At 56.8% G+C, this 17863-nt stretch carries 19 protein-coding genes; 15 read left to right on the top strand and 4 right to left on the bottom strand.

Annotation, left to right across the window (positions count from 1 at the left end):
* Window positions 1-26 precede the first annotated feature (26 nt).
* From rfaD to GJA01_RS13490, 4 genes are read left to right on the top strand one after another with little or no spacing between them, the layout of a single operon-like run.
* The gene (gene rfaD, locus GJA01_RS13505) at window positions 27-1007 is read left to right on the top strand and encodes an ADP-glyceromanno-heptose 6-epimerase (RefSeq protein ID WP_062018566.1); all 981 of its coding nucleotides are present in this window, start codon (window positions 27-29) and stop codon (window positions 1005-1007) included.
* An 11-nt stretch (window positions 1008-1018) separates the two neighbouring features.
* The gene (gene lgt / locus GJA01_RS13500; protein WP_062018568.1) at window positions 1019-1825 is read left to right on the top strand and encodes a prolipoprotein diacylglyceryl transferase; all 807 of its coding nucleotides are present in this window, start codon (window positions 1019-1021) and stop codon (window positions 1823-1825) included.
* Window positions 1818-2591 carry a peptidoglycan editing factor PgeF gene (pgeF, locus tag GJA01_RS13495; protein WP_062502760.1) on the top strand — a complete coding sequence of 258 codons (774 nt, stop codon included), beginning with the start codon at window positions 1818-1820 and terminating at the stop codon, window positions 2589-2591. Before lgt ends, pgeF begins: the two co-directional genes overlap by 8 nt.
* Before the next feature lie 55 nt (window positions 2592-2646).
* Complete coding sequence (locus GJA01_RS13490) at window positions 2647-4047, top strand: amidohydrolase family protein (protein ID WP_062502759.1); 1401 nt, start codon at window positions 2647-2649, stop codon at window positions 4045-4047.
* Between the two features lie 37 nt (window positions 4048-4084).
* Here the strand turns inward: GJA01_RS13490 and GJA01_RS13485 are convergent, their stop codons facing one another.
* Window positions 4085-6193, bottom strand: coding sequence for a catalase (locus tag GJA01_RS13485; protein WP_062502758.1), 2109 nt, complete (start codon window positions 6191-6193; stop codon window positions 4085-4087).
* A 216-nt stretch (window positions 6194-6409) separates the two neighbouring features.
* On the opposite strand from GJA01_RS13485, the gene GJA01_RS13480 reads away from it, so the two are divergent.
* Window positions 6410-7285, top strand: a complete 876-nt coding sequence (locus GJA01_RS13480; protein WP_062502757.1) for an SDR family oxidoreductase — start codon at window positions 6410-6412, stop codon at window positions 7283-7285.
* Between the two features lie 21 nt (window positions 7286-7306).
* Here the strand turns inward: GJA01_RS13480 and GJA01_RS13475 are convergent, their stop codons facing one another.
* Window positions 7307-8632: an MFS transporter gene (locus GJA01_RS13475; protein ID WP_062502756.1), complete on the bottom strand. Its 1326-nt coding sequence runs from the start codon at window positions 8630-8632 to the stop codon at window positions 7307-7309.
* A 209-nt stretch (window positions 8633-8841) separates the two neighbouring features.
* Here GJA01_RS13475 and GJA01_RS13470 point away from each other — a divergent pair, with 209 nt between their 5' ends.
* The 7 genes from GJA01_RS13470 (at window position 8842) to GJA01_RS13440 (ending at window position 14258) form a co-directional block, all read left to right on the top strand.
* Window positions 8842-9501, top strand: coding sequence for a 50S ribosomal protein L25/general stress protein Ctc (locus tag GJA01_RS13470; RefSeq protein WP_062018581.1), 660 nt, complete (start codon window positions 8842-8844; stop codon window positions 9499-9501).
* A gap of 3 nt (window positions 9502-9504) precedes the next feature.
* A complete protein-coding gene (gene pth / locus GJA01_RS13465) occupies window positions 9505-10074 on the top strand; it encodes an aminoacyl-tRNA hydrolase (RefSeq protein ID WP_010504550.1) in 570 nt (189 codons plus the stop codon).
* 213 nt (window positions 10075-10287) lie between these two features.
* The gene (gene ychF / locus GJA01_RS13460) at window positions 10288-11382 is read left to right on the top strand and encodes a redox-regulated ATPase YchF (protein ID WP_062502754.1); all 1095 of its coding nucleotides are present in this window, start codon (window positions 10288-10290) and stop codon (window positions 11380-11382) included.
* On the top strand, window positions 11375-12631 hold the full coding sequence (locus GJA01_RS13455) for a glutamate-5-semialdehyde dehydrogenase (protein WP_062502753.1): 1257 nt from the start codon (window positions 11375-11377) through the stop codon (window positions 12629-12631). The genes ychF and GJA01_RS13455 overlap by 8 nt, the downstream gene beginning before the upstream one ends.
* A gap of 32 nt (window positions 12632-12663) precedes the next feature.
* Complete coding sequence (locus GJA01_RS13450; RefSeq protein WP_253783145.1) at window positions 12664-13251, top strand: nicotinate-nucleotide adenylyltransferase; 588 nt, start codon at window positions 12664-12666, stop codon at window positions 13249-13251.
* A 44-nt stretch (window positions 13252-13295) separates the two neighbouring features.
* Window positions 13296-13799, top strand: coding sequence for a ribosome silencing factor (gene rsfS, locus GJA01_RS13445; RefSeq protein ID WP_062502751.1), 504 nt, complete (start codon window positions 13296-13298; stop codon window positions 13797-13799).
* Complete coding sequence (locus GJA01_RS13440; protein WP_062502750.1) at window positions 13800-14258, top strand: 23S rRNA (pseudouridine(1915)-N(3))-methyltransferase RlmH; 459 nt, start codon at window positions 13800-13802, stop codon at window positions 14256-14258.
* 66 nt (window positions 14259-14324) lie between these two features.
* On the opposite strand, the gene GJA01_RS13435 is transcribed toward GJA01_RS13440, so the two are convergent.
* Both GJA01_RS13435 and GJA01_RS13430 read right to left on the bottom strand, forming a co-directional pair.
* On the bottom strand, window positions 14325-15050 hold the full coding sequence (locus tag GJA01_RS13435) for a CHAP domain-containing protein (RefSeq protein ID WP_061929059.1): 726 nt from the start codon (window positions 15048-15050) through the stop codon (window positions 14325-14327).
* A gap of 172 nt (window positions 15051-15222) precedes the next feature.
* Window positions 15223-15573, bottom strand: a complete 351-nt coding sequence (locus GJA01_RS13430; RefSeq protein WP_010504564.1) for a RidA family protein — start codon at window positions 15571-15573, stop codon at window positions 15223-15225.
* 147 nt (window positions 15574-15720) lie between these two features.
* Here GJA01_RS13430 and GJA01_RS13425 point away from each other — a divergent pair, with 147 nt between their 5' ends.
* From GJA01_RS13425 to GJA01_RS13415, 3 genes are all read left to right on the top strand, one after another.
* Window positions 15721-16377, top strand: coding sequence for an MBL fold metallo-hydrolase (locus tag GJA01_RS13425; RefSeq protein ID WP_253783140.1), 657 nt, complete (start codon window positions 15721-15723; stop codon window positions 16375-16377).
* Between the two features lie 19 nt (window positions 16378-16396).
* Window positions 16397-16888, top strand: a complete 492-nt coding sequence (locus GJA01_RS13420) for a DUF192 domain-containing protein (protein ID WP_023944463.1) — start codon at window positions 16397-16399, stop codon at window positions 16886-16888.
* A gap of 7 nt (window positions 16889-16895) precedes the next feature.
* Window positions 16896-17863 (top strand): SDR family NAD(P)-dependent oxidoreductase (locus tag GJA01_RS13415; RefSeq protein ID WP_062502748.1); only part of this gene is annotated, 968 nt, incomplete at its 3' end.

Below are 17863 nucleotides of genomic sequence, written 5' to 3'. Positions count from 1 at the left end.
TTTCGGGGGCAGACTATACAGGAAGGATGATTATCGTCACCGGCGGAGCCGGATTCATTGGATCGTGCCTTCATGCCGCCCTGCGTCAACGCGGGCTGCGGACGGTTATCGTGGACCGGCTGCATGAGGGGGTGAAGTGGCGGAACCTTGCCTCGCATGCGCCCGATCAGATCATCACGCCTGAGGCGCTTCCGAGTTTCCTTGAGAAAGCGCCAAAGATTGAGGCGGTGTTCCATATGGGAGCCATCAGCGCCACGACGGCGCGTGATGGGGATCTGGTGTGGTCGACCAATGTGGCGTTGTCGCAGTTTCTCTGGCGCTGGTGTGCGCAGAATGACGTCCGGATGATTTACGCCTCTTCTGCGGCCACATATGGCGCGGCGGACAAGCCTGAGATGTTCCGGGATGGTCTGGAGGCGATTGATCCTCTGAAGCCGCTGAACCTTTATGGCTGGTCCAAACAGGCGTTTGATCTGTGGGTGAAGCGGGAGCTGGCGGCGGGGCATCCGGCTCCGAAGCAGTGGGCTGGGCTCAAGTTTTTCAATGTTTATGGGCCGAATGAATACCACAAGGGGTCCATGATCTCGGTCGTGAAGGTCAAGTATGATGACCTTCAGCGCGGGTCAGCAGCCAAGCTGTTCAAGTCCGATATTCCTGGCTTGCCGGATGGTCAGCAGAAGCGCGATTTCATCTGGGTTGGGGATGTGGTGAACGTCATGCTCTGGCTGTTCGACCATCCCGATGTCAGTGGGTTGTTCAACTGCGGAACCGGCGTGGCGCGGAGCTATCTGGATCTTGCTTATGCGGTCTGTGATGCAGCGCATCGGGCGCGGGATGTCGAGTTTGTTGAGATGCCTGAGAAGCTGCGGGGGCAGTATCAATCCTATACCTGTGCGGATATGAGCCGACTGCGGGCTGCGGGCTATGATCTGCCGTTTACAACTCTTGAAGACGGTATCCGGCAGTATGTCCGTGATTACCTTTCCCGATCGGAGCTGAACCTTTGAGCCAGCCATTGATGTTTCCGGGGTTTGACCCTGTTGCCTTCCATGTCGGGCCTTTGCCTGTGCGGTGGTATGCGCTGGCTTACATGGTGTCGTTCATCATTGCCCTGCCTATTGCGCGACGGTTGAATCGTCTTTCCCCCGAAGTGGCGACGAGTGAGCAGGTCGATGATTTCCTGTTTTACGCCATTCTGGGTGTTCTTCTGGGTGGTCGTCTTGGGTACGTGCTGTTCTACCGGCCTCTGGATTATCTCGCGCACCCGGTGGACATCATCAAGACATGGGACGGCGGGATGTCGTTTCATGGTGGCGCACTGGGCGTCATTCTGGCTCTGGCGTTCTTCTCCTGGAAGAACCGTCTGAGCTTTCTGGCTTTTGCGGATCGTATTGTGCCGGTTGTTCCGATCGGGCTGGCGCTGGGTCGATGTGCGAACTTCGTGAATGGGGAATTGTGGGGGCGCCCGGCGTCTCCGGATCTGCCGTGGGCGATGGTGTTTCCGACGGGTGGGCCGGTCGCTCGGCATCCGTCCGAGCTTTATGAGGCGCTGACGGAAGGCGTTCTGCTGTTGTGTGTGATGCTGTTTGCGGCATCCCGGCCCCGATTGCGGGGGCATTTCGGGTTTCTGTCCGGGTTGTTCCTGTTCGGGTATGCCTGTGCGCGGAGTTTCTGTGAGTTCTTCAGGGAGCCGGATGCGAATATAGGCTTTCTGGCGGGGGGCGTGACGATGGGGCAGATTCTGTGCATTCCGATGGCGCTTGCTGGAATTGGACTGATGACTTATGCGCTGCGTCGTCCATGGCGGGAGACGGCGCATGTCTGACGCGGTGCTGGGGAGTGATTTGCTCAGTGTGCCGCATGGGTTTTTCACCCGCCTGGGCGGCGTTTCTCCCAAGCCTTATGACAGTTTGAACTGTTCTCTGTCGTCGCCTGATGATCTGGAGAATGTGCGGGAGAACCGGGCGCGTGTGGCGCGGCAGATTCAGGTTGAGCCTGACATGCTTCTGGGTTTGAAGCAGACTCATAGTGACATTACGGTTCCTGTGACTGTCGAAACGCCGCTCTGGGCCATGGGCACTGGGCAGAATGGCGATGCGTTGGTGACGGATCGACCGGATGTTGGTGTCAGCATCATTACGGCGGATTGTGGGCCTGTTCTGCTGGCTTCGGGCGATGGTCGTGTTGTTGGGGCTGCTCATGCGGGGTGGCGTGGGGCTGCGGGCGGGATTCTGGAATCCGTTGTGGCGCAGATGAAAGCTCTTGGGGCTTCCGAAATTCGGGCGGCTGTCGGGCCGTGTATCGGGCCGGAAAGCTACGAAGTGGGTCCGGATATGCGGGACGCAGTTCTGGCGCAGGATCAGAAGGCTGAAGTGTTCTTTCGTCTGGCAGAGCGTGCCGGGCATTTCATATTTGATCTGCCGGGTTACTGCGCTGCGCGTCTGCGGGCCGCCGGAGTTCAGAAGATTGAAGTACTTGGCGTTGATACATTGACGGATCAGCGGTTCTTCAGTCATCGGCGCCGGACGCTGGCAGGTGGTGGCCATATTGGTCATCAGATTTCGGCTATTCGGCCACGTCTTTCATCATAATATTTCTAGAGCATTGTGAGCTTGTTCCTGGAGCGGTGAGTGTTATCGTTCCGGGATGAAAATGCTTTGTCCTGTCCAGATTCTGTGTTCTGCCGTTATGGCGGTGTGTGCGAGTGGTGTGGCTTATGCTGCCCCGTCGCATCTTCTTGTTCGTAATGCCCTGATTTTTTCGATGGCCGATGGGCAGAAAGCGCCTTTCAAAGGGTATTTCTCTGTTCGTTCGGATGGCGTGATCGATCACATCGGGGCGGGTCTTCCGCCAAAAGGGCTGAAAGCCGATCAGGATGTGGATCTGCATGGGCACTGGGTGATGCCGGGCTTTATTTCTGCACATAGCCATCTCTGGCAGGCTGCCTATCGGGGGCTTGCTGCGGACCAGACGCTGATGGGCTGGATTGAGGCTCTGTATTCCGGAAAGGCGAGCGTTGCGCGACCTGAAGATATTTACTGGTTCACGCTGGATGGGGCGCTCGATCATCTCGCGCATGGTGTGACGGCGGCTTACAATTTCAATTACGGTGGGGCGAATTCCGCTGTGGTCGAGGCGACTGACCGGCTGCAGTTTCAGGCAGAGGCGGCTTCTGGAATTCGGTTCGTGCATGGTCTGGAGCCATTGCCGAGTAAGGGCGATGTATCGCTGGGAAAGGCCCGGCAGCATGTGGGGGATTTTCTGGCATGGTCCGCCGGGCAGCACGTCGGGTCTACGTTTCTCTCCGTGATGATCAATGGTGGGACGGGATTTCACGACACCGGAGAGGTGGCGAAGATCGAAGGGACGTTGATGCGGGAGTATCATCTGTTCAACCAGAGCCATTATCTGGAGCCGCCTGAGAATGTTTCAGCCCAGCAGGCCCGGTTTCACTGGTTTGAGGATGAAGGCATCCTTGGGCCGCATCTGATCTTCGGACATTTTATTCATACGACGCCCGAGATCATTGCCCGATCTGTAAAGGCTGGGGCGTCCATGGTCTGGAATCCGCTGTCGAATGGTCGTCTGGCGTCAGGAACGGCGGATATTCCGGCTTATCTGAAGGCAGGTTTGCGGGTTGGAATGGGAGAGGACGGGGAAGCCAGTGCGGATCTGGCTGATCCTTTCGAGAACATGCGGACTGGGCTTTATGCTATCCGGGACAAGTATCAAAGTGCCGCGATCATGAGCCCGTATGATGTGGTGCGCCTGCATACGCGGGGAAGTGCGGATGTTCTGGAAGTGGGGGATCGGCTTGGGAGTCTGGAAGTCGGGAAATTTGCGGATTTTCTTGTGATTGACCCGACCAATCTTGGGTACGTATTTGACCCATATGCCACGCTGGTTTTTGCAGCGGCTCAGGAAAATCTGGAGCAGGTTTATGTGGGAGGCGATTTGATGGTGGAGCATGGCAAGCCGTTGAAGCAGGATTTTGCACATGTTCGGCAGGAAGCTGATCGCCGGGTTGCGGCCTCTGTTCAGCATTAAAAAAAGCCGGGGTGTGATCCCCGGCTTTTTTTGTGTGTCAGACGCTGTGGGTTTTAGCTTCACGATCCCAAAAGCGGAGCTTCCGGCAGGTTGTGATGAAGGGTTTGATGTCTGCTTCATTTTTGAGAGCGATCACGCCATCATCCATATCGTCAGAAGTGATACCGCCTTTTGCCAAAAGGGCGGTGGCGTCCGGGCCGTAGGCGATGAATTTGGCGTGGGCGAAAGCATCGGCCACAAAATCGCGAGTTGTTGCGTCTTTGCCAAGGAGTTTTGTTCCCTCGGCGGACGAAAGGAGCACGACGGCATCGTAAAGGACGGATGGTGCACCGACGATTTTCTGTTGGGCAGGGATGATCTGGCCGTCTGTTAGAGTGATGCCTCCAACAACGGGAGCGACCAGTTCCATAATTGCTCCTTCCGCCTCGACCTGCGTCTGAAGAGCGTTGAGGAGGGCGGCGTCTGTTCCGTCTGTGACAATGACGCCCAGCTTTCGACCTGCAAAAGAGTCTGGTCCGTTCTTGAGGATGCTGAGCGCTGTCGAGGCGGCCAGATCCGTGATCGGTGTGCGGGCAGCGGGAGCTGGGGCCGGAAGGTCTTTCAGGCCCAGACCTTCGGCCACGCCCTTGGCCAGCGTTTCATCCACATTCAGAAGATGGGCGATGACGCGGGACCGGATGTTTGGCGTCTCGACCTTGCTGAGTTCGAACACGAACGCATTCTTGATGTGCGTTTGTTCGGGCTTTGTCTGGCTGATGTAGAACTGGCGTGCCTGACTGTAGTGATCGGCGAAGAGTTCACCGCGTTCGCGGGTCGTGCGACCGTTGTTATCGGGGAAGTGTTTGTAGCCAGTCTTGGGGTTTTCACGCGGACCTGCACCCCAGGAGTTGGGTTCGTAATTTACGCGACCCTTTGGGTTGTGCATGGCGGCGTGGCCGTCCTGCTGGAAGTTGTGGAACGGGCATTTCGGCGCGTTAATGGGGATGTGCGTGAAGTTCGGGCCGCCGAGACGCTTTGTCTGTGTGTCCAGATAGGAGAAGTTTCGGCCTTGCAGGAGCGGATCGTTGGTGAAGCCGATACCGGGGACGACGTTCTGGGTGCAGAAGGCGACCTGTTCGGTTTCAGCGAAGAAGTTGTCTACCATGCGATCCAGCACAAGGCGACCAATCCGGCGAACGGGGACGAGTTCTTCCGGGATGAGTTTGGTCGCATCCAGAATATCGAAGTCGAATGTGTCAGCGAAGGCGTCATCAAAGAGCTGTACGCCCAGTTCCCATTCCGGATAATCGCCGGATTCGATGGCCTGCCAGAGGTCGCGGCGGTGGAAGTCGGGGTCAGCGCCGTTGATTTTGACGGCCTCGTTCCACACGATGGACTGAAGGCCCTGCTTCGGCTTCCAGTGGAACTTGACGTAGGTGGAGTTTCCTTCGGCGTTGATGAGTCTGAAAGTATGGACGCCAAAGCCTTCCATGAAGCGGAAGGACCGGGGGATAGCCCGGTCTGACATGACCCAGAGGAGCATGTGGACGGTTTCGGGCGAGAGTGATGCGAAGTCCCAGAAATTGTCATGGGCGGACTGGGCTTGCGGGAAACCGCGATCAGGTTCTTCCTTCACGGCGTGGACCATATCCGGGAATTTCATGGCGTCCTGAATGAAGAACACGGGCATGTTGTTGCCTACGAGATCCCAGTTGCCTTCCTCCGTGTAGAGCTTCACGGCAAAACCGCGAACGTCTCTGACCAGATCGGAAGACCCCTTTGCGCCAGCGACGGTTGAGAAGCGGACGAAAGCCGGGACACGGGTTCCGGTTTTTCCGAGAACTTTGGCGGTTGTGTAGTCGGAGAGGGAGTCGGTGAGCTCGAAGAAGCCGTGTGCGCCGTAGCCTCGGGCATGGACGACGCGTTCGGGGATGCGTTCGTGGTCGAAGTGGAAGATCTTTTCCCGGAAATGGAAGTCTTCCAGAAGCGTTCCGCCGCGCGGGCCTGCCTTCAGGGAGTTCTGGTCATCTGCGACGGGTACGCCCTGCTGGGTGGTCAGGGGGGGGGTGTCGCCGCTTGCGGTCTGATGGGTTGCCCCCTGGGGGCCGCGTTCGAAGGTCTGGTCACCGATGGTCACGGTGGTGCGTTTATCTGCCGTGTCGCTCATGGGTCGATCCGATCTGCTGTCGTCGCGAGTGTCCGGGAAAGTAATGCCGGGCGCTTCGGCCTGATTTCAGTAAGTCGACTTCCGTTTCGGGAAATCCTTCACTTTAGAAGTCTGAGACGTTGGTAAATGTTCCGGAAAATAATTTGGAGAAATGTTCTGAACTGAACGAAAGAGCGGCTCGTTAGCGATCAGACTGCCGTACTGAAGGAGGCTTGGATGCCTGTTGATCCGCGTCATTGTTATCCGCAGCCTCCTTTTGAGGGGCAAACGCAACCTTTTCCTGGTCTTTCGGCGAAGATGACGCCGGAACCTGATTATGGGGAGAAAACCTATCGGGGGTCAGGAAAACTGACGGGGCAGGTGGCTCTGATTACGGGAGGGGATTCCGGGATCGGGCGCGCTGTGGCTTTGGCTTTTGCTCGTGAAGGCGCCGATGTTGCGGTGTCTTACCTTGATTCTGAGAGTCAGGATGCGAAGGAGATTGCAGGGCAGATCGAAGCTGAAGGACGGCGTTGCCTTCTTCTGCCGGGGGATATTCGGGAGGCAGCTCAGTGTCAGGCGCTTGTGAACAAGACACTGGACGCATTCGGACGGCTTGATGTTCTGGTAAACAATGCGGCGTTCCAGAGTTGGGCAGAGCATCTTGAAGACATCACCGACGAAGATTGGCAACGTCATTTTGATACAAACACGCATGCCATGTTTTATCTGACGAAGGCTGCGTTGCCGCATCTGAAGCCGGGGGCGTCCATTATCAACACCTCTTCAGTCAATCTGAAAACGCCTCCGAAAATTCTTGTGCCCTATTCGATGACGAAAGCGGCGATTGCGAACTTTACAGTGAGTATGGCGCAGCAGCTTGCGTCCCGAGGCATTCGGGTGAATGGCGTGATGCCGGGGCCGATCTGGACGCCGTTCATTGTGACGGGAATGCCGGAAGAAGCCCAGAAGAGCATTGGGTCCGATGTTCCGCTGGGCCGACCGGGTCAGCCAGCAGAACTGGCTGGGGCTTATGTGTATTTTGCTGATCCGTTGAACAGTTACACGACGGGCGCTTTGCTGGCTGTTAATGGCGGGATGCCGATGCTCTGACCGGGTTGGATATTCTGGATTTCAGTGGAACGCCTGCCCCTGATCGAGCGGGCGTTTTTCTGTTCTGGGGCCGAAGATCAGAGTGGTGCCCGCGCCTATAAGCAGGACGCAGGTTGTGAGGCCGAAGACGCCGGGGAAACCGGCTTTTGGGTAAATCCAGCCGATCAGGACAGGGGATGAGATAGCGCCCAGGCGTGCGATGGCGGAAGCCAGTCCCATGCCTCTTCCGCGCAGGGATGTTGGGAAGAGTTCCGGGGTGTAGGCGTAGATACCACCGTAGGTTCCGTTCATGAACATGGAGAGCAGGATGCCGAAGATCAGGACCTGTGTGGGTGTCTGGCTTGCGGCCAGGCCAATAGCGCTGATTCCGCCGCAGATCATGAAGGTTGCCACTGTGGCGCGTCGGCCGAGACGTTCCGTGCAGAAAGCTGAGGCGAGATATCCGGGAAGTTGTGCGGCATAGATCGAAATGGCGTATGCGAAGCTACGGGTCACGGTCATGCCACGTTCGATCATGAGCGTGGGGATCCAGGTAAAGAACGCGTAGAAGCAGAAGGTGATGCTGAGCCACATGACCCAGCTCATGAGCGTAGAGCGTCTGAGGTTGGGAGCGAAAAGATCGCTCAGGGAGCGGTTGGCTCTTCCGGCAGTATCGGGTGTTGTTGAAAGACCGACGGCCAGTCCTGCGCTTTGTTCAATCATTCCGACAATGCGACAGGCTTCGTGTGTGCGTCCCTGCTGATCGAGCCATCTTGGAGATTCGGGAAGAGTCCGTCTCCACCAAAGAAGCATCAGGACGGGTAGGGCTGTGGCGGCCAGTGCCCATCGCCAGCCGTCGGGGGAGGAGGGGACGATCATGAAGCCGAGGATGGCAGCTGTCACGTAACCGAAGGAATAGAAGCCGGTGAGGCTGGCCGTGAAGGCTCCGCGATAGCGTGAGGATACGAATTCACTCAGATAGGGGGCGATGATCGTGGCTTCCGCGCCCGCACCCAGTCCAGCGAGAAGACGGGCGCTGAAGAAACTGCTGAATGTGTGGGAAACGGCGGATAGCAGGGATCCGATGGCGTAAAGCGCGAGGGCGCTCATCATGACGGTGCGTCTACCGGATTTGTCTGCCCATAAGCCTGCCAGCAGAGAGCCGATGCCGTATCCCAGATATGTTGCGCTTCCCAATAGTCCGAGGAATGGACCGGACAGGTGCCATTCCGTCTTCAGAACTGGGAGGGTGAAAGCAACGATGGCGGAGTCCAGGCCGTCGAACATGTATCCGCAGCCACCAAGAATCAGGAGGCGGCGATGGAAGGGAGTGAAAGGGAGGTGCTCGAGGCGTTGGGCGATGCTCATGGGTTCTCTGGGGTGCGGGCAGCTATGGGGCGTGTGACAGACTATCTGGGGGGCTGGGAGCGGGTCCAGTCATGGCGGATGAGGGGCGTGAGGTATGCGGAATCCGGGAAAAAGGTTGTGTGTGTCGCAGTTTTCCGCTATTTCGCCGCTCGCACAGGCACCCCTGGAGGTCTGTGTGGTAACGAAATTCAATACGCAGGAGCGTAACAGTGGCTAATTTGACGACACTTGCTGTCTCGACGCGCGCGAAGGCTGGTAAGGGGGCAGCGCGCGCAACGAGACGTGCCGGGCTGGTTCCGGCAGTAATCTATGGTGGCAAGCAGGAGCCTTCCATCATTGCTCTTGATCCGCGCGTGATCATGAAGGAACTGCACCGTGGTGGCTGGTCCTCCCGCGTGTACAACCTGGCAGCAGAAGGTGCAGAGCCGGTTGCAGCTCTGATCCGTGACGTGCAACTGCACCCGGTTTCCGATGCTCCGATCCATGTGGACTTCCAGCGCGTTTCCGCTGGCACGAAGGTTCACGTTGAAGTCTCCATCGTCTTCACGGGCGAAGAAAAGGCTCCGGGCATCAAGCGCGGTGGCGTTCTGAACGTTGTCCGTCACTATGTTGACGTTGCTGCTGACCCGGCCAACATTCCTGAGCACTTCACGGCTGACCTGAGCGCGCTGGACATCCATGACAGCGTTCGTTGGGCTGACCTGAAGGGCACCGAAGGCGTTTCTCTGACGGGTGGTCAGGCTACCGATATCGTGATCGCTTCCGTTGCTCCGCCGACCATCGATGCAGAAATGGAAGCTGAAGCTGCTGCCAAGGCTGCTGCGGCTGCTGCCGCTGCTACGGCAAAGCCGGGCGCAAAGAAGAAGTAAGTCATGAGGCTCTGGACCGGTCTCGGCAATCCCGAGCCGGGGATGAGCCGTCATCGACATAACATCGGCTTCATGGCGGTTGATGAAATCGCCAGGCGTCACGGGTTTTCCCCGTGGCGCAAGCGCTTTCGGGGGGAAACCTCTGAAGGAACGCTTGGGGGGCAGAAAATTCTGCTCCTCAAGCCGATGACCTACATGAACCTGTCGGGTGACAGTGTTCAGCAGGCCGCGCAGTTCTTCAAGATCGCGCAGGCCGACATCACCGTTTTCCATGACGAACTCGATCTTGCTTTCGGCAAACTGCGCATCAAGCGTGGTGGCGGAGCGGCGGGGCATAATGGCCTGCGCTCAATGGATCGCTGTCTTTCCGGGCCGGATTACTGGCGTGTACGGATGGGCATTGGCCATCCGGGGCATAAGGACCGGGTACACGGGCATGTTCTGGGGAATTTCGCCAAGGCGGAAGAACCGGAGTTGGAGCGGTGGCTTGAGGCGGTTGCGGATGCTGCGCCTATTTTGGCCAAGGGCGAGAATGAAGCGTTCATGACGAAAGTGGCGCTGCTTACGGCCTGAATGCCGGGAGACCTCGGGTCTCTTATGGTCAGCTTTTTTCACTGGTATAACGTGCGGGGCGCTGCCGGAGAGAGATCTCAGGCGGGAATCGTACTCTGCTGCCTGTTTTGCAGGGCGCAGGTGTTGTCCGTGGGCGTGGATTCTGCGAACACAGAGCAACTGAATTCTGAGACTGGGCTGACCGAGTTGGCGGCCTGAAAAATGGAGAGCACAATGGGTTTCAATTGCGGCATCGTTGGTCTGCCCAATGTTGGCAAGTCCACGTTGTTCAATGCCCTGACGGAAACAGCCGCAGCGCAGGCAGCGAACTACCCATTCTGCACCATTGAACCGAATACGGGCCGTGTTGCCGTGCCGGACCCGCGACTGGATATTCTGGTGAAGATCGGCAAGTCCCAGAAAGAAATCCCGACCAGCCTTGAGTTTGTTGATATTGCGGGGCTGGTTCGTGGTGCGTCCAAGGGGGAGGGGCTGGGGAACCAGTTTCTGGCGAATATCCGCGAGACGGATGCCATCATTCATGTTTTGCGTTGCTTTGAAGATGATGACATCACCCACGTTGAAGGTGGGGTCGATCCGGTTCGGGATGCGGACATCATCGAGACCGAACTGATGCTTGCGGATCTGGAAAGCCTTGAGAAGCGCCAGATCAATCTTCAGAAGCGTGCGCGGGGCAATGACCGCGAAGCACAGGCCCAGCTTGAGCTGATGGAGCCGCTGATTGCGGCGCTGCGTGATGGTAAGCCTGCCCGTACGGCGGTGCCGAAGGGCCAGGAAGAGGAAGCAGCGCGTCTTCAGCTGCTGACGACGAAGCCGGTTCTGTATGTTTGCAACGTTGAGGAGGCTTCTGCGGCCACCGGAAACGCGCACTCGGAGGCGGTTCGCAAGCGTGCTGAGGAAGAAGGCGCTGGTGTTGTGATTGTGTCTGCGGCGATCGAGGCTGAGGTCAGCCAGTTGCCGCACGAAGATCGTACGGAGTTCTTGGAAGGGCTTGGCCTGAGTGACAGTGGTCTGGATCGTGTGATTGCGGCTGGCTATCGTCTGCTGGGTCTGCGGACATACTTCACGGTTGGCCCGAAAGAAGCGCGTGCCTGGACGATTACTGCGGGAACGAAAGCGCCTCAGGCTGCTGCGGTTATTCACAATGACTTTGAACGCGGCTTTATTGCCTGCGAAACGGTTGCTTTTGACGACTATGTGGCTTGCAATGGTGAAGCAGGCGCCAAGGAGGCGGGGAAGTTGCGGATCGAAGGCAAGGAATATGTTGTGCAGGACGGAGATATTCTCCTCTTCCGATTCAATGTCTGACGCTTCGGCTATTCTGAAAAGCCTGACGGATAAAGCCCGTCAGGCGAGTCGGGGGCTGGCGCGGGCTGATGAGGCTACGCGGAACCGGGCGCTTGTGGCTGCGGCTGCGGCACTTCGTGAAAATTCTACAGCGATTGTTGCGGCCAACCAGCAGGATCTGGCCACATTGTCTGCTGACCGGACGGCAGCGTTCCGGGATCGTCTGACGCTGACGCCTGAGAGGGTTGAGGCAATGGCGAAGGGTCTGGAAGACGTTGCCCAACTACCAGATCCGCTTGGACGTATTCTGGCGGAATGGGAGCGACCGAACGGGTTGCTGTTTCGCCGGGTTGCGGTGCCGCTTGGCGTCATTGGTATGATTTACGAAAGTCGGCCGAATGTTGGTGCTGATGCTGCGGCACTTTGCATCAAGTCGGGCAATGCCGTCATTCTGCGTGGTGGTGGTGAAAGCCTGAATTCGGCACGTGCTATTCATGCGGCGATGGTTGCTGGGTTGGAGCAGGCGGGTCTTGATCCGGCTTGCGTGCAGATTCTGCCTTCTGCTGATCGTGCGTTGGTCGGAGCTTTGCTTCAGGCGGCTGATGGGGTTGATCTCATTATTCCGCGCGGTGGAAAGTCTTTGGTCGAGCGTGTTCAGCGTGAGGCGCGTGTGCCTGTTCTGGCGCATGCGGATGGGCTGAATCACACCTATGTTCATGCCAGTGCTGATCCGGATATGGCGCGTCGGGTGCTGCTGGATGCCAAGATGCGCCGGACCGGGATCTGTGGGGCGACCGAGACGCTGCTGATTGATCGGGCGATTGCCCCGTCACTGCTGCCGCTGATTGTGGACGATTTGGCTGCAAAAGGGTGTACGTTCCGGGCAGATGAAGATGCTCGAGCGATTGTTCCGTCCTTGCCGACGGCGAGTGCGGCTGATTTTGATACCGAATGGCTGGATTCGATTCTGTCCATTGCTGTTGTGGATGGCGTTGAAGAGGCTCTTGAGCACATTGCCCGTCATGGCAGTGCTCATACGGAAGCGATCATTGCCGAAGATCCCGAAGCCGCTGCTGTGTTCCTGAATGGGACGGACAGTGCGGTGGTGTTGTGGAATGCGTCTACGCAGTTCTGTGACGGTGGTGAGTTCGGATTCGGGGCCGAGATCGGTATTGCCACGGGGCGCATGCACGCTCGTGGGCCGGTCGGACTCGAACAACTGACCTGCTATCGCTACGAAGTTCGTGGCAATGGGCAGGTGCGCGGCTGACCGTGATCCCGACTTTTGGGGATGGGCGCCGGATGCGGGTTGGCCTCCTGGGGGGGTCTTTCAATCCGGCGCATATCGGGCATCTTCAGGTGGCGCAGCGGGCGTTGCGGGCTCTTAAGTTGGATCAGGTCTGGCTGATGGTGTCTCCGGGGAATCCGCTGAAGCCCCGGAAGGGGATGGGAGCGTTCAGGGCGCGGCTTGCGTCAGCGCAGAGGCTTGCGGATGGGCGCCGGATTTGTGCGACGGATATCGAGGCTCGCCTGAAGCAGCGTTATACGGTCAAGACTGTGGCGTTGTTGAAGCAGCGTTTTCCGAATGTGCAGTTTGTCTGGCTCATGGGTGCTGATGGGTTGGCACAGTTTTCCCGATGGAAGAACTGGCGTGTTTTGGCGCGGATGATTCCGATCGCGATTCTGCCCCGGCCAGGGAGTGTGACCCCTGCATTACATGGAGCGGCAGCCTCGGTTTTGCGTCGAAATCGGCGGCCATCGAGAGAGGCACCCATACTGGGGCGGAGAAAAGGAAGCGCTTGGACGTTCCTTTCTGCGCCGCAGAACGATATATCGGCTACAGCGTTGCGTAAGTCTGGGCAAATCTGTCTGGACGCGGATCAGGAGTAAAAACCATCACCAAGACGACCTCAACCGACCCGAAGGCCAAGACCATGCGTCGGAAAACCAGCACCCCTGATGCGGCACTGGCCGAGGCTGCCAAGGTGCCGGGAACGCCTCGCAAGAAAGCTGCTGCTGCCGGTCCCAAGAAGACAGCCGTCAAGCGCGAGCCTGTGCAGCGGGATGTTCTGACGAAAATGCTTTCCATTATCACGGCGAGCCTTGAGGAAGACAAGGCAGAAGACATTGTGGTGGTGGATCTGGTGGGGCGCGCCAATTTTGCCGATCGCATGGTTGTCGCAACCGGTCTGGCAGACCGTCAGATTGCGGCTATGGCTCATCACATCGAAAAGAAGCTGGGTGAAGAAGGCTTCAACCGGGTTCTCGTTGAAGGGGCTAATGGCAGCGACTGGGTGCTGCTTGATGCAGGCGATATAGTTGTTCATCTCTTCAAGCCGGAAAGTCGTGAGCTCTACGGTCTGGAAAAGATGTGGAGTGCCGATCTGGATTCGAACGAATCCGAAGTAGCTGTCGGTAAGGGCGAAGAGCAGGGCTGAATGAAGCTCGTTGCTATTGGACGTCTGAAATCCGGGCCGGAACGGGAGCTGTTTGACCGTTATGCGGGCCGGATTCGTCCTGCTCTGACTGTTACAGAGCTGTTGCCTTCCAAGGGGTCGGTTCAGGAGCAGAAACGGCGAGATGCTGGTGCGCTTCTGGCGGCGTGTCCTGAGAACGCCTTTGTCGTTGCTTTGGATGAGGGGGGCAAAACGCATGGCAGCTTGCAGTTTGCCACCCTTCTTTCCCGATGGCAGGAAACGGGCCGGCCTCTTCATTTCCTCATAGGGGGAGCAGAAGGGCTGGATGGTTCTGTTATTCAGAGAGCAGATGCGGTCATTTCTCTGGGCGCCATGACCTGGCCTCACATGCTTGTACGGGTCATGATTGCTGAGCAGATTTTCAGAGCCCAAGCGATTAACTCCAATCATCCGTATCATAAGGATACGCGACCTGACTGAGGTTCGATCACTGGGTCGGGCACAAAAAAAGCGGGGTAGATCCCCGCTTTTTTTGTAGGCTCAATCTTAGCGAATTGAGCGGTTGGGAGCGTCTGAAGTGAACGCGTCGTCTGGGGCTTCAGCAACTTCTGTGTTGCTCATTGGGTGGCCTAGAGCGTTCGAACCATGGAAAACAGCGCGATGCCGGAAGGTCGTAGGGTGGCTTTCACGGGCCACCATAACCTGTCGTGCTGGGCGTCCGTCATCCGGGCGGCCATAAATGAAGCCATAAGTGGGATAGATGCTACCGAATCGTCCGCTACGGTCATTCAGTGCAACGCGGACTGCGCTCCAGTCATTGTTGGGCGATACGTCTACAACGCGCACATTGTGTGCGATGCCGTTGGAGGCCCAGTGAGACTGGTCAATGTAGATGGTGCGGCTGTTTTCTACCGCGCGAACGACGGCCACATGACCCAGTGGCATACGGCGGATGGCGCGGAAGTTCAGGACTGATCCTGCTTCCGGAGCGTTCCCGCGGGCATAGCGGCCAGCAGCATTGTACCACCAGTCACGGGCATTGCCGTGAAGGACAACGTCAGAAGCTTCTTTTGCGTAGGCTACGCACTGAATGACGTGTGCCGTGGAAAATGTGTGGTGGTGGTAGGAATGGGATGCTCGGTGAGAGCGGAAGACACTGTGACCGCCGTGTGAACCACGGAGGTGTTTGGCCTGTGCATGACTTGAAAAGAACATGACCGCTGAGAGCGCCAGGGCAGAGAAAAAAGTTTTCCGGCAACTTTTATGCGTCACGATCTTTTTGATCCTGAATTGGCTTGTGTCGTTCGGGTGACAGGGAGCTAACAATCTTCATGCAACCCTGACAAGGGCAGAATGCATTGCTGAGGGTTAAATTTTCATTTCAGTTGAAAATCTTTCTTGCGTCGCATTCTGCCTTAATTATGCCTTATTGTCCCGAAGTGGTTTATTTGGTCGTCGTTAGCATGATTTCCACGAGGATGCGTGGGTCAGCCATGACGGCCTGAACGCAGGCACGTGCAGGAGCCAGGCCTTCCTGAAGCCATGCGGACCAGTGAGTGTTGAGGGCATCGCGATCAGCAATGTCTTTCAGCCAGATCTGTGCCTGAAGAATGCGGGTGTTGTCTGTGCCGTGTTCTTCGAGGATGGCGTCCAGCTGGGCCAGAACGTCCTTTGTCTGTCCGTTGATGTCTTGGGACAGGTCTTTGGCGACAACACCCTGTGTGAAGATAAAACCGTGGTATTCGACAGCCTTGGACAGGATGGCGTTGGGTTCTGTGCGGATGATACGGCTCATGGAATATTCCTGATCCTGAGGGAAGAAAGGTGCAGAGTGATGCGCCTTTGAGGGCGGGTCAATCACCCCGTTGGTCCCTTGTGGTAGGGGGAAGGACGCGGTATCGCCGGGAGCGATGGATGAACCGGCCGGTCGGGAGACAGAAGCGTGGTCCCTTTGAATGTCAAAAGAGTAGCTGTGACGCCGATCCGGCAGAACTGCACGATCCTCTGGGATGAACGGAACCATGCCATCGTCGTGGACCCGGGCGGCGATGTAGATGATCTGCTTCAGGAGCTCACTGGTTTGACAGTTGATGCGATCCTGTTGACCCATGGGCATCTTGATCATGCCGGTGGGGCTGATGACCTTCGGACGCGTCTGACTGAAGCACAGGGGCAGCCTGTTCCGGTTCTGGGGCCTGATCGTCGGGATGCGTTTCTTCTGAGTACTATTGAAAAGCAGGCAGCTCATTTTGGTTTGAGCGGCATGGTCAGTGTCGTGCCGGACCGGTTTCTGGAAGATGGAGAGACGCTGCGGCTTCTAGGGCATGATATTGAGGTGCGGCATCTTCCGGGTCATACGCCTGGCCATGTGGTTTTTATTGATCATGCCAGTGGCAGAGCAATCGTCGGGGATACGCTGTTTCGTCGGACGGTAGGGCGCACTGATTTTGCGTATGGCGATTTTGAAGCCTTGATTGCTGGTATTCGACGCCAGCTTCTGAGTTTGCCCGATGAAACCGTCGTGTTGTGTGGGCATGGAATGCCAACCACGATTGGTGAAGAGCGTCGCTCCAATCCGTTTCTTGTTGCTGGTCTATAAATTTTCAAAGGGGTTTTTCATGCGATTTTCTGTGTGTTCCGTGTTGGCTGCTGCATGTTTTGCTGTTGGTGGGCTGTCTGGTTCCGCTTACGCAGCGGAGGAGCCGATCCGTCAGGCGCAGCCCGTTTTGCCGACAGCACCTCTGACGATCACCACACAGGATGGGGTCAAGCATCAGTTCACGGTGGAGCTTGCAAAAACATATCGTCAACAGGAAGTTGGCGAGATGTTTCGCAAGGAATTGCCGAAAGACAAGGGAATGCTCTTTCTTTGGCCTCGCCCGCAGGTTTCCGATATGTGGATGAGGAATACTCTGGTGTCTCTGGACATCGTGTTTATTGATTCCACCAACCATATTCATGCGATTGCTGAAAAGGCTGTGCCCTTGAGTGAGGCCATTCTCAGCAGTAATGGTTCTGTTGCCAATACGCTTGAGCTTGCCGGTGGTGTTACGGAAGAGCTGGGTATCCGGGTGGGTGATGCGGTCAGCAGTCCGGCTTTGAAGCACTGAAACGATTGTGAAGGTTCTTGTTACTGGAGCGGCTGGCTTTATTGGGTTTCATGTTGCAAACGCATTGCTTGCTCGCGGAATGGATGTTGTCGGTGTTGATACGCTCAACAGCTATTATGACCGCTCTCTGAAAGAGGCCCGACTGAAGCAGTTGGATGGGCAGGCGAATTTCTTGTTCTTGCAGATGGATGTGTCTGACAGAGATGGGATGACGTCTCTTGTGGCAGCACATCCAGATATTGAGATTGTCATCCATCTGGCCGCGCAGGCGGGTGTTCGATATTCGCTGGTGGATCCTTATTCCTATGTACAGACCAATGTCATGGGGCAGGTCGTTCTGCTGGAAGCGTGTCGAGCGCTCAAAGAGCTGAAGCATTTCGTTTATGCGTCTTCATCCTCTGTTTACGGTAGAAATCGGTCATTGCCTTTTCGGGAAGATGATCGGGTAGATGAACCAAGCTCTTTGTATGCTGTCACCAAGAGAGCGGGTGAACTTACAGCGTCTACCTATGCGTATCTTTATGGAATCCCCCAAACTGGATTGAGGTTCTTCACTGTCTATGGGCCTTGGGGGCGTCCCGACATGGCGTATTATGGTTTTGCCGATGCGATTTGTACGGGGAAGCCTGTCACCCTTTATGAGGGTGCCAACCTGTCGCGGGATTTCACATATATAGATGATATTACCGCGGGTATTCTGGATATCATGGATCTGCCGCCGGAGAAGGGGCAGGCCAGGCTTCTTAATCTAGGCGGGGATAGGCCTGAGCATGTGACTGCTCTTATTGGGCTTCTGGAAAAATATCTTGGGCGTTCTGCACGGATTGAGCTTCGAAAGCGGCCGGTAGCGGATATGGAAAAGACTTGGGCCAGTTTGGAGGGTGTGCGGGCGCTTTGCGGGTGGACTCCTAAGGTTTCCTTAGAAGAAGGCGTTATGAAATTCGCAGCCTGGTACAGGGAATTTCATAAAATCTG

Origin of the sequence: Gluconobacter japonicus, assembly GCF_002723975.1 — a bacterium.
Taxonomy (GTDB): domain Bacteria; phylum Pseudomonadota; class Alphaproteobacteria; order Acetobacterales; family Acetobacteraceae; genus Gluconobacter; species Gluconobacter japonicus.
Note: the sequence above shows the minus strand (reverse complement) of the source record. Positions and strands in the feature narration are given on the sequence as shown.

Bases quoted from the DNA above. Each gene is read 5' to 3' on its own strand.
- rfaD (WP_062018566.1), top strand. From the start codon at position 27: ATGATTATCGTCACCGGCGGAGCCGGATTCATTGGATCGTGCCTTCAT.
- lgt (WP_062018568.1), top strand. From the start codon at position 1,019: ATGTTTCCGGGGTTTGACCCTGTTGCCTTCCATGTCGGGCCTTTGCCT.
- pgeF (WP_062502760.1), top strand. From the start codon at position 1,818: ATGTCTGACGCGGTGCTGGGGAGTGATTTGCTCAGTGTGCCGCATGGG.
- GJA01_RS13490 (WP_062502759.1), top strand. From the start codon at position 2,647: ATGAAAATGCTTTGTCCTGTCCAGATTCTGTGTTCTGCCGTTATGGCG.
- GJA01_RS13485 (WP_062502758.1), bottom strand. From the start codon at position 6,193: ATGAGCGACACGGCAGATAAACGCACCACCGTGACCATCGGTGACCAG.
- GJA01_RS13480 (WP_062502757.1), top strand. From the start codon at position 6,410: ATGCCTGTTGATCCGCGTCATTGTTATCCGCAGCCTCCTTTTGAGGGG.
- GJA01_RS13475 (WP_062502756.1), bottom strand. From the start codon at position 8,632: ATGAGCATCGCCCAACGCCTCGAGCACCTCCCTTTCACTCCCTTCCAT.
- pth (WP_010504550.1), top strand. From the start codon at position 9,505: ATGAGGCTCTGGACCGGTCTCGGCAATCCCGAGCCGGGGATGAGCCGT.
- ychF (WP_062502754.1), top strand. From the start codon at position 10,288: ATGGGTTTCAATTGCGGCATCGTTGGTCTGCCCAATGTTGGCAAGTCC.
- GJA01_RS13455 (WP_062502753.1), top strand. From the start codon at position 11,375: ATGTCTGACGCTTCGGCTATTCTGAAAAGCCTGACGGATAAAGCCCGT.
- GJA01_RS13450 (WP_253783145.1), top strand. From the start codon at position 12,664: ATGCGGGTTGGCCTCCTGGGGGGGTCTTTCAATCCGGCGCATATCGGG.
- rsfS (WP_062502751.1), top strand. From the start codon at position 13,296: ATGCGTCGGAAAACCAGCACCCCTGATGCGGCACTGGCCGAGGCTGCC.
- GJA01_RS13440 (WP_062502750.1), top strand. From the start codon at position 13,800: ATGAAGCTCGTTGCTATTGGACGTCTGAAATCCGGGCCGGAACGGGAG.
- GJA01_RS13430 (WP_010504564.1), bottom strand. From the start codon at position 15,573: ATGAGCCGTATCATCCGCACAGAACCCAACGCCATCCTGTCCAAGGCT.
- GJA01_RS13420 (WP_023944463.1), top strand. From the start codon at position 16,397: ATGCGATTTTCTGTGTGTTCCGTGTTGGCTGCTGCATGTTTTGCTGTT.